This is a genomic window from Pseudomonas sp. B20 (assembly GCF_020515755.1).
In the GTDB taxonomy this organism is placed as follows: Bacteria; Pseudomonadota; Gammaproteobacteria; order Pseudomonadales; family Pseudomonadaceae; genus Aquipseudomonas; species Aquipseudomonas syringae.
In genome coordinates, this window is record NZ_JAHPJG010000027.1 from 75,669 (window position 1) to 89,570 (window position 13,902).

Consider the following 13,902-nt stretch of genomic DNA (forward strand, 5'->3'; position numbering starts at 1 on the left):
CTTGACGTGGGGACTAACGGTAGGTCAGTTGCGGAACGCTGTCATATCCTGCAACAGCATGCCCATCAGGCGATTGGCGCCGACACTCAGTTGACGGCCCAATCGGCTGATCAGGTGAGTCTGCGGGCTGCTGAACACCTCATGCTGCAAGGGCAGGGCACGCAATCTTCCGGCCTTTATTTCTTCCTCCACGACAAAGGTCGGCAGCAACGTCACGCCACCCTGCATGGCGAAATGCTTGAGCATCGCGAAGGTGCTGCAGGTCAGCGTCGGCTGCACGGTGATGCCCAACTGATGCTCGGCTTGCAGCAGAATCTGGCGGATACCGTAAGACACGGCAGGCAGGGCGACACGGTAGTCTTCAAGTGCCCGCAGCTGTATCGGGCCAGGTTCTTCGGCCAGTGGATGATCTGGCGCGGTGATCACACAGACCGGTTGACGCTGATGCGCATGCGAGCGGATTTTCGGGTCGGCAGCCGGGTTGAAGACCAGACCGATGTGCGCTTCATCCTCGACCACCTGGCGAATCACTTCGTTGCTGCCACAGACGTTCACGATCAGTTCGATCCTGGGGTACAGCTCGGAAAACCGGGCCAGCGGCTGCGCGAGACTTTCCAGAAAACCCTCCCCGGAGACCAGCGTCACCGAGCCGCTGTGCAAGCCTTTCAAGGCCTGAATCGAATCCAGCAAAACCTCCTGCTGCGTCAATCGCTGGCGGTAGTAGGCCAGCACCTTGTCGCCCGCCTCGGTCGGTTTGACGCCGCGTCGATGACGCTCCAGCAGGGGAGAGCCCAGCTCCTGTTCCAGTTGTGCGATCTGGCGGCTCACCGCCGAAGGCGCAACGTTGAGGAAGTCGGCGGCAGCCCGGACGCTGCCCAATCGTACGGCTTCGAAAAAATACAGGATGCGTCGATCTTGAACGAGGCTCATGGGCTTCCAGTGTTGCGCTAAAGGCAACATAAATTCGATTTTTGGATTATTGCTGAGAGGGGAGAGCGCTGTCCATACTCGAATCATCAGCGCATTGCAGGCCGAAAGGGCTCGCAGCGTCATCCTCTAATTCGTACAAAATCTTTGATCGGGATGCAGACATGACTTTGAAAGCAGGTGTGATCGGGTTGGGCAACATGGGCGGCGGCATGGCTGCCACGCTGGCGGGCAAGGGCTTTGATGTCAGCGGCTTCGACCTGTCGCAGGCCGCGCTGGCCCAGGCCGAAAGCAAGGGCGTCAAGCCGGTTGCCGACCGCACGCAACTGATTCAAGACGTGGACATTCTGATCCTCTCGCTGCCCAAGGCCGAGCACGTGGAGTCGGTGTGCCTCGGCGCGGGCGGCATCAACGAGGTGGGGCGCAAGGGCCTTATTGTCGTCGATACCACGACGTCGACGCCGGAAATGAGCCGCAAGGTCGCCGCCGAACTGGCGAAGAACGGCATCGCGTTCATCGACGCTCCGGTGTCTGGCGGCCCGAAAGGCGCTGCCACCGGCACCATGTCGATGGTGATCGGTGCCGAGGACGCTGACCTGGCGCGCGCCATGCCGGTCCTGGAAGGCATGAGCGGGACACGCGTGCACGTCGGGCAATGTGGCGCAGGCAACGTCGCCAAGATCGCCAACAACATGCTCGCCGCCTGTCACCTGATCAGCACTGCCGAAGCCGTGGCGATGGCCGCGCGCGCAGGGGTCGATCCGGAAAAACTTCTGCAGGGCCTGAATGCCGGTTCCGGACGCAGCGGTGCCACGCAAGTGATGTTCCCGACCTGGGTACTCAACAAGGCGTATGACTCCGGTTTCACCATGGGCCTGATGCGCAAGGACGTCGGCCTGGCCAGCGACCTGGCGGACAGCCTGGACATGGACCTGCCGCTGTCGCGCGTCGTCGCGCAGTTGTGGCAGGCCAGCAGTGAAACCCTGGCGGACAACGAAGACTTCTGCGCCATCGTGCAACGCACCGATGGCAAACTTTACGGTCATGGAGAATAAGCGATGAGCACTGCAAGAATCCTCGAACTGATGCGTCCTTACTGGGGCGATCGCAGTGTCATCGCCAGCTACGTCGGCGGCCAGTTCATCGAAGGCCACGGCGCGCCCGTCGAAGTGCGCAATGCCCATGACGACAGCCTGCTGCTGAGTTTCCCGGACGCCGACGAGTCGTTGGTCGAAGTGGCCGACAAGGCCGCAAAAGCTGCGCAACAACAATGGTGGGCACTGACCGCTCAGGCACGTGGCCGCGCCATGTATCAGGTGGGCAATCTGATTCGTGACGAGCTGGAAAACCTCGCGCAGATCGAATCCCTGACCGCCAACAAGCCGATCCGCGATGCCCGTGTCGAAGTGCTCAAAGTGGCCGAGATGTTCGAGTATTACGCAGGCTGGGCGGACAAGCTGCACGGCGAGATCATCCCGGTGCCGACCACGCACCTGAACTACGTGACCTACGAACCACTGGGCACTGTGTTGCAGATCACACCCTGGAATGCGCCGATCTTCACCTGTGGCTGGCAGATCGCCCCGGCGATTGCAGCGGGCAACGCGGTCATTCTCAAGCCGTCGGAACTGACCCCGCTCAGCTCGCTGATGGTCGGCGTGCTGATCGAACGTGCCGGCGTGCCGAAAGGGCTGGTCAACGTGATTGCCGGTTTCGGTCATTCCATCGGCCAGGCGTTCATTGCCAAGGCTGACATTCGCAAGGTGGTGTTCGTCGGCTCGCCAGCCACTGGCCGGCATATCGCCGTGGCAGCGGCACAGCGCTGCATTCCTGCGGTGCTGGAACTGGGTGGCAAGTCGGCCAACATCGTGTTCGACGATGCCGACCTGGAAGTCGCCTTGCGCGGTGCCCAGGCTGCGATCTTTTCCGGTGCCGGGCAGAGCTGTGTTTCCGGTTCGCGGCTGCTGGTGCAGGAGTCGATCTTCGAGAAGTTCACCAATGCCCTGGCGGTGGCTGCGACGCAGTTCAAGGTTGGTGATCCGAGCGACCCTGAAACCCAGATCGGCCCGATCAACAACGCCAAGCAATACAATCACGTGAAAAACATGGTCGAGCAAGCGCTCAAAGACGGCGCGAAGCTGGTGGGCGAGCATGCTGATCCGATCCCGGAAAAGCCCGGTTACTACATCAACCCGACCGTTCTGGCAGGCTCAAACGAGCTCTATTGCGCGCAGGAAGAAATCTTCGGTCCGGTGGTGGTGGCGATTCCATTCAAGGACGAAGAAGATGCGATCCGCATCGCCAACGACAGCCGTTTCGGCCTGGCCGGTGGTGTCTGGACCCGCGATGTCGGCCGCGCTCACCGCGTTGCCAGACAAGTGCGGGCCGGGACCTTCTGGGTCAACGGTTACAAGACTATTCACGTCAGTTCGCCGTTCGGCGGCTATGGTGAGAGTGGTTATGGCCGGTCTTCCGGTCTGGATGCCCTGCGCGAGTACAGTGAAGTGAAAAGCGTCTGGGTCGAAACCGCCGCCAAGCCAGCCGCCAGCTTTGGCTACGGCGCGAGTCTGGAGTAAGCACATGTCCATTTCAAAAACGTTGATTGACGAAGCAACCGTGTGGCGCCGCACCCTTCATGCCGCGCCGGAACTGGGCTTTCAGGAGCTGAAAACCTCCGACAAGGTGGCACAGCTGCTGAGCAGTTTCGGCATCGAGATTCACCGTGGTCTGGGCGGCACTGGCGTGGTCGGCACGTTGCGTAACGGCGACGGACCGACCATCGGCCTGCGTGCCGACATGGACGCCTTGCCGATTCAGGAACTGGGCGACAGCGTTCACAAGTCGACCCACAAGGGCTGCATGCACGCCTGCGGTCACGATGGCCATACCGCGATCCTGCTAGCCACCGCCAGGCATCTGGCCGAGACTCGGCGCTTTCGCGGCACGGTGCATTTCGTCTTCCAGCCTGCCGAGGAGAACCTCGGCGGCGCACAGCGAATGATCGAAGACGGGCTGTTCGAGCGCTTTCCGATGGAAGCCATCTACGGCCTGCACAACTGGCCGGGTGTGCCTGCGGGGAAGGTGGTGATCAATCCGGGGCCGATGATGGCGTCGCTCGACACTTTTGAAATCATCCTGACCGGCAAGGGCAGCCACGCAGCCATGCCGGACAAGGGCAACGATCCGATCGTGGCCGCGGCCGAACTGGTCCTGGGGCTGCAAACCATCGTCTCCCGGCGCCTGTCGCCACTCGATTCTGCGGTGGTCAGCATCACTCAGTTCAATGCCGGCGAGGCGATCAACGTGATCCCGGAAACCGCCACGCTGCGTGGCACCGTGCGTTGCCTGCAAACCCCTGTGCGGGAAAAGGTTCAGCGCCTGATCGGCGAGTTCGTCGAGCGTTTGCCGACGGCCTTCGGCGTACGCGGCGAGCTGGTCTACAACGTCGGCTACCCGGTGACCGAAAACCACGTCGAAGCAGCAGCCACGATCCGTCGTGCCGCAGTCGCTGCAGTGGGCGAGGCCAAAGTGCAGTGGGGCTGCAACCCGTCGATGGCCTCCGAAGACTTCGCCTTCATGCTGCACGCCTGTCCGGGAGCCTACATCTGGATGGGCGTCGACGGCGAGAAGCCGTCGGCGGCGTTGCACAACCCGTACTACGACTTCAACGACCAGGTCATCGAACCCGGCGTTGCGGTGTGGACCTCGCTGGTGGAGCAGTGTTTGCCGGTAGCTTGAATGGCTCGCGCGCTTACGCCAGCCTTTGATTCTGGCCGTAGGCCATAGAGCTAACCGGTTCGCGAAAAGGACGGTACATCCGCAGGAAATGTACCGTCCCTGACGCTCTCGAATACGTCGCGACGCCGATGAATGCCTGTCAGCACTCGATCAGGTTGACCGCCAGGCCGCCGCGTGAGGTTTCCTTGTATTTGTCGTGCATGTCGGCGCCAGTGTCGCGCATGGTGCGGATGGCGTGGTCCAGCGAGATGTGGTGCTCGCCGTCGCCGCGCAGGGCCATTTGTGCAGCGTTGATTGCTTTCACGGCAGCAATCGCATTGCGCTCGATGCAGGGGATCTGCACCAGCCCGCCGACCGGGTCGCAGGTCAGACCCAGATTATGCTCCAGGCCGATCTCCGCAGCGTTCTCTACCTGCTCGGGCGTTGCGCCGAGTATCTCTGCCAGACCGGCTGCGGCCATCGCGCAGGCCGATCCTACCTCACCCTGACAACCGACTTCGGCACCGGAAATCGAGGCGTTTTTCTTGCACAGAATGCCGACCGCAGCGGCGCTCAGGAAAAAGCGCACCACGTCATCGTCATTGGCCGTGGGTTTGAATTTCATGAAGTAATGCAGCACGGCGGGCACGATGCCAGCCGCGCCGTTGGTGGGCGCCGTCACCATGCGCCCGCCTGCGGCGTTTTCTTCGTTGACCGCGAGGGCGAACAGGTTGACCCATTCCATGGCGCTCAGCGTCGAGCCGATCACGTTGGGGTTGTCCAGGTTCTGCAGGTTCTGATGCAGGCGGTAGGCACGTCGCCGCACGTTCAGGCCACCGGGCAGGATGCCGGTTTCCACCAGACCCTTGTCGACGCAGGCGCGCATCGCGGCCCAGATCACCATGATTTTCTCGCGGATTTCTTCCTCGCTGCGCCAGACCTTTTCGTTGGCCATCATCAGTTCGGAAATGCTCATGCCGTGGGTCTTGCATAGCTTGAGCAACTGCGCGCCACTGAAAAAATCATAGGGCAGGACGGTTGTGTCGTTGTCCAGCACGCCGCTGGCGGCCTGTTCGGCGTCGATCACAAAACCGCCGCCCACCGAATAATAGGTCTGCTCGTGGAGTTCGCCGTTCTTGCCGTAGGCACACAGGGTCATGCCGTTGGGATGGTAGGGGAGGCTTTCATCGAGCAGGCACATGTCCCGTTCCCAGACGAAGGTGATGGCTTGTTCGCCCGCCAGCATCAGCTGGTTATCGGCACGCAGCGCGTCGATGCGCTGGTTGACCTGGCTAGGGTCGATCTGGTCCGGCCACTCACCCATCAGGCCCATGACCGTTGCGCGATCGCTGCCGTGACCGATGCCCGTGGCTGACAGAGAACCGTACAATCGCACCTCGATCCGTTCTACGCTGTGCAACCGGTTGTGGTTGCGCAGCTCGGTCACGAACAGCGCACCGGCGCGCATAGGGCCGACGGTGTGGGAACTGGACGGCCCGATGCCGATTTTGAACATGTCGAAGACGCTGATAGCCATCACGAAGGTCCTTCAGGTGAGATGATGCACGGGAATTTGGTATTCCCCTTTTTCTGTTACTCATCTTTGGCTTCGGCTGTCGAAACGACAAACGATTGTTGCTATGCAACGCTTTAGCGGAACTCTTCAATGAGCAGAATCTTCAACGCACAGATGCACGCCTGGCTACAGGTGTTCGCCTGCGCGGCCCGTCACCTGTCCTTCACCCGCTGCGCGGAAGAATTGCACGTTACCCCCGGCGCGATCAGTCAGCAGATGCGCCAGCTCGAGGAGCGCCTGGGCTTTGCGCTGTTTCACCGGGTCGGGCGCGGGCTTGAGCTGACCGCTGAAGGTCAGCGTCTGGCGGTGGTCGCCAACGAAGTGCAGAGCCGTATCAGCGAAGAACTGCGCCTGCTGTATTCCGGGCGTATCGGCGGGGTGTTCAAGCTGCGCTGCATTCCATCATTCCTGAGCAAATGGTTGATGCCGCGCCTGCCACGCTTGCAGGCAGCGTTTCCGGACATCCAGTTGCGGATCATTGCCGAGGACAGCAGCGGGTCGTTGCGTGATGACGATTTCGATCTGGCCATCGACCTGAACGACGGCAGCTATCCGGGGTTGTCGACTACGCCCTTGCTGGAGGAAGAGCTGTTTGCGGTCTGCTCGCCTGACCTGCTGGTGGGCAAGCCGCCGCTGGATACGCCCAGTCAGCTGGTGCACTTCCCGTTGCTGCACGACATCACCGCCTGGCGCGGCAGCTATGAATACGCGGAGTGGGAGTTCTACCTGACGGCCATCGGTGCCGATGGCATCGACGTGCGTCGCGGCCACACGTTCAACCGTAATCATCTGACCATCGACGCCGCGCGCATGGGCATGGGCGTGGCCATTGCGCGCAAGGCGCTGATCACCGACGAACTGGAGCAGGGCTTGCTGATCGTGCCGTTCGGTCATCCTATCAAGGCCAGAAAGAAATACGTGCTGGCCTATCGCGAAGGGGCGCTCAGCACCCCGTCACGTCGCGCAGTGCATGACTGGCTGGTGAACGAGGCGCTGGGCTGACTCGCGCCGAATCAGGCAGTGCGGATCAATGGAACAGCTCGGCGATCAATACCGCGCCAATGAACGTACCGAAGTTGGCGAGGAACGACACCAGCACAATCCGCCAGCCCAGGCGGCGGAAGGCCGGGAGGTCCTTGGCAATCGACAGGCCGGCGAAGGTCAGCATCGGGGTAATGACCGCCAGCAGGTTGATCGAGCCAGTGATCCGCGCAATTTCGGCGGCCCATGGGCAGGCTGGCGAGGTCAGGAACATCGCGACCAGTGACACCATGCACACTGCGGGGATCTTGCGGCGAAGCAGGTTGCACAGCACCTCTCCCGCGAAGGCGCAGAAAATCATGATGCCCATGCCGGTGAAGGCATCGCCTGACAGTGTCTTGTAGCCGACATAGTTGGCAATCAGCGCCAGTGCACCCGCCGCCAGCCAGGCACTGACCTTGCCCGACCAGCCCAGTTCCGGCACCTCCAGCGACACGTCGCTGTGGCGCAGACCTTCCTCGCTCATGGACGCCTTGGTGGTGCGGCCGATCAGCGGCTCGAGCACACGATAGCCCCAGACCGCCAGTGGCAGGGAGATGAACAGGGTGAAGTAGGTGCCGATGGTGGTGGTGATCAGGTTCGAGGCTGCCGCCAGGGTCATGACTTCCTTGGCGACTTCCGGTGTCTGTTGCGCGGCAATCGCCCCGGCAGCGGCGGCCATCATGCTGCCCGAGCCGATGCCTGAGCCCATCGCCAGCGAGTTGGGATGGAAGATCCCCAGGCTGGCGATAAACCCGGCGACAATGGCGATGAACAGCGCGCCGAACAGGGTTCCCGTCAAGTACTCGGCCAATACGCCGCGGCCTTCAGGAGAGTCCATGCCATAGCGCTCGCCGATGATTGCCAGGCTCGGCTCACGGCCGACCGAGAAGGTCGCACCGATGGCTTCGCGCTTGATACCGAGCATCAGTGCGACCGGCAGACCGAGCATCACGGTGCCGACGAAGTGGCCGAACTCCTGAAACATCAGCGCCCATCCGGAAGCGAACACCACCGGCAGCGAGCCGCCGACCACCAGGCCGAGCTTGGCGATGAACAGCAGCAGGGCAGGTTGCAGGATGGAAGCCGAACGCAATTGCGTGCCGTGGTCGATGCCAATGGTGCCCGGCATACGGCGGCTGGCAAGGCCGATCATCGCGCCCAGCAACAGCGCCCACACCATCGGCAACAGCACCACCTTGCCGGGGCCCAGCGGGATACTGATGGCGCCGATCATCTCGGCAATGATGAGGATAATGGCGGCCCAGACATACAGTTTCACCGTCGATGAAACGGCCTGATTGTCACCCGACACTGCAGCGTGTGAGTTTTGCATGATGATCCCCTTGCCTGCTGAATGGCCTTTTTCAGGCCTTATCAATCGTTATTCTGTTTTTCAGGTCGGCGCGGTGAAGCGCCAGGGCAGCGTTGAAAAGTCCATGAAGTCATGGAGACCGTTATCCGGCCAAGTATTTTTATGAGGTCTGAATGTGATCCAGACCCAGGCTGCTTCGAGCCTTTGCAAGGGGATCACAGGGTGCGCTATTTGAAGGGATGAGCCTTTGAATACGGCACTTTGCTGTCCACACGCAACCGCAGTATGCATAGCACGAGGTTGCACACCAATATTGCGAATTTTATTTATCGTTGCTTTAAACAGAACACAGAACGCACTGGGAATGTGACGCAGCGCGCTCATCGTTATACACAAATGCGCGTTTGATGCTGGCCGAAGGCCGTAGGAGCGAACTTGTTCGCGAAGACGATGTTTCAGGCGATACATTCTCGTGAAGGCTTGCGGCCCCTTCGCGGACAAGTCCGCTCCTACGCCCGTTGGGCAGAATCAAAACGGCCTTTTGCCCAAGGGGTAGCGAACCGGGAATGTGACGCAGCGCGCTCATCGTTATACACAAATGCGCGTTTGATGCTGGCCGAAGGCCGTAGGAGCGAACTTGTTCGCGAAGACGATGTTTCAGGCGATACATTCTCGGGAAGGCTTGCGGCCCCTTCGCGGACAAGTCCGCTCCTACGCCCGTTGGGCAGAATCAAAACGGCCTTTTGCCCAAGGGGTAGCGAACCGGGAATGTGACGCAGCGCGCTCATCGTTATACACAAATGCGCGTTTGATGCTGGCCGAAGGCCGTAGGAGCGAACTTGTTCGCGAAAGATTCGGTATGGGCGCCAAAAAAGCATCGCCTGAAACATCGTCTTCGCGAGCAAGCTCCCACCAATTAGCAGGCGGGACTGCTCAGCTCCAGCGCCCTGGCGCATTCCTCCAGTGAGCGCCGCTGGGTGTCGGCGTACAGGTCCAGTTCGTTGAGCGTCCCGCGTCCCAGCGCCCGTTCGAAATCCTGCTGATTCGAATTCGTCGCGTAATGCGCCTGTGCGTTATCGCCCAGATTGGACTGGAAGATGCCCGCCGCACTGACCGGCAAAAAGTCTTCGTACACCAGTGGCTCGAAGCGCACATGACCTGCTTCGATAAGCTGCTCCAGACTGCCGGATGCGCGCGCGGCAACGCCTGACTCGGTCGGGAAATAGCGGAAGTAGGCCAGACCCTGCCTGCGCATTTCAGCGTGGCTGTCCGGGAACGCCTTGAACGTCTCTTCCAGCAGCCTGGCATAACGCGCGGCATTCGCCTCATTGGGGAACTCGCCCAGCGTATCGCGGGCCTCGTTCAGCAGCCGGTCATACAGCTCGCGGCCTTTGGGCGTCAGGGCAGCGCCACGCTGTTCGATCTCGCCGAAGCGTGCCGAGTGGCTGCCCGACTGCCTGCCACCCTGGCCGATGAAGGCAATCGGTTCTTCCAGCGCCTTGAAGCTGGTCTGGCGCAGCAGAATCGGGCAATGACGACGCGGTGGTCCTTCAACCACTGCCTTGGGTGTGATGCCCTTGCCAGGCATGCCGGCCTGAACCGCATCGATGTCCAGCGTGCGTGGCGTCAGGTGGTTGATATGCGGACCTCGAAACGCCACCACATCAGCAATCAGGCGATGCTGAGTGTTCAGCTTCTGATAGTCGTCCAGCGAAACCGTCGCCGTGTTGTGCCAGCGAAAGGTTTCCAGCGCCTGCTGAATGAACTCGGCCGCATCGGCTTCGCTCAAGCCGCCGTCTGCTTCATGCTTGTCGATTAACGCCAGGGCGCCGGGCGTGAAGATGCTGCGCTTGCCCAGCACCTGACTGGCGAACTCACGCAGGCCGTCGCTTTCGATCAGCTCCAGACGCAGCAACGAGGTGAACACGCGAAACGGACTGACCTGCAGCGCCTGCTCATGCACGGCGCGAAAAGCGGTGGAGTGAACCGGCACGCCCGCCGCGCTCAGGTCGTAGTACCCCACCGGCTGCATGCCCATGACCGCGAACAGGCGGGCGAGGGTGGCCAGTTCCTGTGCCGTGCCGACTCGGATCGCACCGTGCCGTTCCATGTCCAGGCGCTGGATTTCACCGGTCTGGCGCAAGCTGTCCAGCACACTGCTGTCATGGCTCATGACCTGTTCGTTGACTTCACTCACCAGCGCCATCAGCGTGCCGTACAGCGGCACTTCGTGCTTGTACATCTGCGACATGGCGCGAGAAAAGCCCGCGCGGATCTCATCCGGGTCGGCAAAGCGTGCTGTGCTCATCAGGGTGTTTTCTCCGTACGGGTTCAAGCCAGCGCTGCCAGGCAGCGCTCGAAAATATCCAGCCCTTCGTGCAGCACGTCGGGCTCAATGGTCAGCGGGATCAGCAGGCGGATAATGTGCCGCGATTTGCCGCTGGGCATCAGCAGCAGACCGGCGTCCCTGGCCGAGCTCAGCAGCTCGGCGAGCTGTCGGGTACCGGGTTCGCCCTCCGCCGTGATCAATTCGATACCGCGCATGCAGCCAACGCCGGTCAGCCTGCCCAGGTACGGCGACAGTTTGCTCGCCCGCCAGGCTTCATAGCGTGAAACGATGGCGTGTTCCTGCTGCTCGCCCCAACTGGACAGGTTGGCATCGGTCATCTGCGCCAGTGACGCGAGGCCCGCTGCGCAGCCAATCGGGTTGCCGGAATAGGTGCCGCCCAGGCCGCCTTTGGGCAGGTTGTCCAGCAACGGCTTGCGGCCTACCACGGCGCCCAGCGGAATGCCGCCCGCAATGCTTTTGCCCAGCAGAATCAGATCGGGCTCGATGCCCAGGCGGCTGAACGCAAAACGCTGCCCGGTACGGCCGAAGCCGGACTGGATTTCATCGGCGATCAGTACGATGCCGTGTTTATCGCAGAACGCTCGTAATGCCTGGGCAAAGTCCGGCTGCATGGCCAGAAAACCGCCTTCGCCCTGCACCGGCTCAAAGATGATGCAGCCCACGTCGTTGACGTCGATCTCGACGCTGAACAGCCGGTCCATGGCCTTGAGTGCCTGCTCGGTGGACACGCCATTGTCCTTGCTGGGGAACGGAACGTGAAAGACCGGGCCGGGCAGTGCGCCGACTTTCTGTTTATAGGGCGCTACCTTGCCGTTGAGGTTCAGGGTCGCCAGCGTTCGGCCATGAAAGCCACCGTCGAAGGCGATGACCGCAGTACGGCCAGTAGCGCCACGTACGATCTTCAACGCATTTTCGGCCGCTTCCGCACCGCTGTTGGTGAGCATGCCGCTGAGGGGATAACTGACCGGTACGAACTGCGTGAGCTGCTGCATGAAGCGGATGTACGGGTCGTGAGGCGTGGCGTTGAAGCAATAGTGGGTGAGCTTTGCTGCCTGATCCTGAATGGCCGTGACCACCTGCGGGTTGCAATGCCCCAGATTGAGCACGCCGATGCCGCCGACAAAGTCGATGTAGCGTTTGCCGGCGGTGTCCCAGACTTCGGCATTGCGGCCGTGGGACAGCGTCATGTTGTGGACAAACGAAATGGATTCGCTGATGTGTTCGCTCATCGGTCTGGCCCCGACTCCGGGTGATCATGATGGCCTTATCCAAACAAACATCGGGCAGCGCTCGCAAACGAAATAAAATCACCGGGTCATTCCAATAATTCCCGATGTAATGGCTTTTCTGGCTGCTAATGATCAGAAGTTCATTCCTAAAAGGAATCATGTTTTTCAAAAACGTCGTTTGTAGCCCGACCCTGAGTGGCTTGATACTGAGGTCATCGATGATTTCCACCGTGGTTTCATGACAGGAGAATCAACATGGTTGCCGAGTTACTAGCACGTCTGGGCGTGGCGAACAGTGCCCACACACAAGGGGACTATCCGGTTTACACCCCGATTGATGGCAGCCGGATTGCCTCGGTCACGCTTGAAGGCAAGGCACAGGTGGTGGCGCGAATCGACAGTGCCCACAGCGCGTTTCTGAAGTGGCGCACAGTGCCGGCCCCACGGCGTGGCGAGCTGGTACGGATCTTTGGTGAAGTGCTGCGTGAGCACAAGGCTGATCTGGGCGAACTGGTGTCGGTCGAGGCCGGCAAGATCACTCAGGAAGGTCTGGGTGAAGTGCAGGAAATGATCGACATCTGCGACTTCGCCGTCGGTCTGTCGCGTCAGCTGTACGGGCTGACCATCGCCTCCGAGCGTCCCGGTCATCACATGCGCGAAACCTGGCACCCGCTGGGTGTGGTCGGTGTGATCAGCGCGTTCAACTTCCCGGTCGCGGTCTGGGCCTGGAACACCACGCTGGCGCTGGTCTGCGGCAACCCGGTGATCTGGAAACCTTCGGAAAAGACCCCGCTGACGGCACTGGCCTGTCAGGCGCTGTTCGACAAGGCGCTGAAGATTTTCGGTGATGCGCCCGCAGCACTGGCGCAATTGGTCATCGGTGATCGTGACGCCGGTGAAGCGCTGGTCGATGATCCGCGTGTGCCACTTATCAGCGCCACCGGCAGCACCCGCATGGGTCGTGAAGTCGGGCCGCGTGTCGCCGCCCGTTTCGGGCGCAGCATTCTGGAGCTGGGCGGCAACAACGCGATGATTCTGGCCCCGAGCGCCGATCTGGACCTGGCCGTGCGCGGCATTCTGTTCAGTGCGGTAGGCACCGCCGGTCAGCGTTGCACCACGTTGCGCCGCCTGATCGTGCATCGTTCGATCAAGGATGAAGTGGTTGCCCGCGTCAAGGCAGCCTACGCCAAGGTGCGCGTCGGTGATCCGCGCGAAGGCAATCTGATCGGTCCGCTGATCGACCAGCAAGCGTTTTCGGCCATGCAGAACGCGCTGACCAAGGCCCGCGACGAAGGCGGGCAGGTGTTCGGTGGCGAGCGTCAGTTGCAGGACAAATACCCGAACGGCTACTACGTCACGCCGGCCATTGCCGAAATGCCTGGCCAGAGCGACGTCGTGCGTCACGAAACCTTCGCGCCGATTCTCTACGTGCTGGCCTACGACGACTTCGAAGAGGCCCTGCGCCTGAACAACGAAGTGCCGCAGGGCCTGTCGTCGTGCATTTTCACTACCGACCTGCGTGAGGCCGAGGCTTTCCAGAGCGCCGCGGGCAGCGATTGCGGGATTGCCAACGTCAATATCGGCACCAGCGGTGCGGAAATCGGCGGGGCATTTGGTGGCGAGAAGGAAACCGGTGGCGGTCGCGAGTCCGGCTCCGATTCGTGGCGCGCCTACATGCGCCGTCAGACCAACACCGTCAACTATTCCCGCGAATTGCCGCTGGCTCAGGGCATTGTTTTCGACTGATGTGAACCGGGCGCTTGTTACC

General features: G+C 61.3%; 10 protein-coding genes. 5 read left to right on the forward strand and 5 right to left on the reverse strand.

The window, feature by feature from the left end; all coding sequences use genetic code 11:
- Nucleotides 1-24 precede the first annotated feature (24 nt).
- The gene (locus LIX91_RS22855; RefSeq protein ID WP_003314770.1) at nt 25-930 is read right to left on the reverse strand and encodes a LysR family transcriptional regulator; all 906 of its coding nucleotides are present in this window, start codon (nt 928-930) and stop codon (nt 25-27) included.
- Between the two features lie 161 nt (nt 931-1,091).
- Between LIX91_RS22855 and LIX91_RS22860 the strand changes: the two genes are divergently transcribed.
- The 3 genes from LIX91_RS22860 to LIX91_RS22870 are packed head-to-tail and all read left to right on the forward strand — an operon-like array spanning nt 1,092 to nt 4,665.
- The gene (locus LIX91_RS22860; protein ID WP_226489211.1) at nt 1,092-1,982 is read left to right on the forward strand and encodes an NAD(P)-dependent oxidoreductase; all 891 of its coding nucleotides are present in this window, start codon (nt 1,092-1,094) and stop codon (nt 1,980-1,982) included.
- 3 nt (nt 1,983-1,985) lie between these two features.
- Nucleotides 1,986-3,503, forward strand: coding sequence for an aldehyde dehydrogenase family protein (locus LIX91_RS22865; RefSeq protein ID WP_103363486.1), 1,518 nt, complete (start codon nt 1,986-1,988; stop codon nt 3,501-3,503).
- Between the two features lie 4 nt (nt 3,504-3,507).
- Nucleotides 3,508-4,665 carry a M20 aminoacylase family protein gene (locus LIX91_RS22870; protein WP_003417955.1) on the forward strand — a complete coding sequence of 386 codons (1,158 nt, stop codon included), beginning with the start codon at nt 3,508-3,510 and terminating at the stop codon, nt 4,663-4,665.
- Nucleotides 4,666-4,804: 139 nt separating this feature from the next.
- On the opposite strand, the gene LIX91_RS22875 is transcribed toward LIX91_RS22870, so the two are convergent.
- Entirely contained in the window at nt 4,805-6,181 is a 1,377-nt protein-coding gene (locus LIX91_RS22875) for an L-serine ammonia-lyase (RefSeq protein WP_003349229.1), read from the reverse strand.
- Nucleotides 6,182-6,310: 129 nt separating this feature from the next.
- Here LIX91_RS22875 and LIX91_RS22880 point away from each other — a divergent pair, with 129 nt between their 5' ends.
- Nucleotides 6,311-7,222, forward strand: coding sequence for a LysR substrate-binding domain-containing protein (locus tag LIX91_RS22880; protein ID WP_003314779.1), 912 nt, complete (start codon nt 6,311-6,313; stop codon nt 7,220-7,222).
- 25 nt (nt 7,223-7,247) lie between these two features.
- Here LIX91_RS22880 and LIX91_RS22885 read toward each other — a convergent pair whose 3' ends face one another.
- From LIX91_RS22885 to LIX91_RS22895, 3 genes are all read right to left on the reverse strand, one after another.
- Complete coding sequence (locus tag LIX91_RS22885; RefSeq protein ID WP_226489212.1) at nt 7,248-8,576, reverse strand: DUF3100 domain-containing protein; 1,329 nt, start codon at nt 8,574-8,576, stop codon at nt 7,248-7,250.
- 895 nt (nt 8,577-9,471) lie between these two features.
- Complete coding sequence (locus tag LIX91_RS22890) at nt 9,472-10,863, reverse strand: VOC family protein (RefSeq protein WP_226489213.1); 1,392 nt, start codon at nt 10,861-10,863, stop codon at nt 9,472-9,474.
- A gap of 23 nt (nt 10,864-10,886) precedes the next feature.
- Nucleotides 10,887-12,134 carry an aspartate aminotransferase family protein gene (locus LIX91_RS22895; protein WP_226489214.1) on the reverse strand — a complete coding sequence of 416 codons (1,248 nt, stop codon included), beginning with the start codon at nt 12,132-12,134 and terminating at the stop codon, nt 10,887-10,889.
- A 255-nt stretch (nt 12,135-12,389) separates the two neighbouring features.
- On the opposite strand from LIX91_RS22895, the gene LIX91_RS22900 reads away from it, so the two are divergent.
- Nucleotides 12,390-13,880, forward strand: coding sequence for an aldehyde dehydrogenase family protein (locus LIX91_RS22900; RefSeq protein ID WP_024661328.1), 1,491 nt, complete (start codon nt 12,390-12,392; stop codon nt 13,878-13,880).
- The last annotated feature ends 22 nt before the right edge of the window (nt 13,881-13,902 follow it).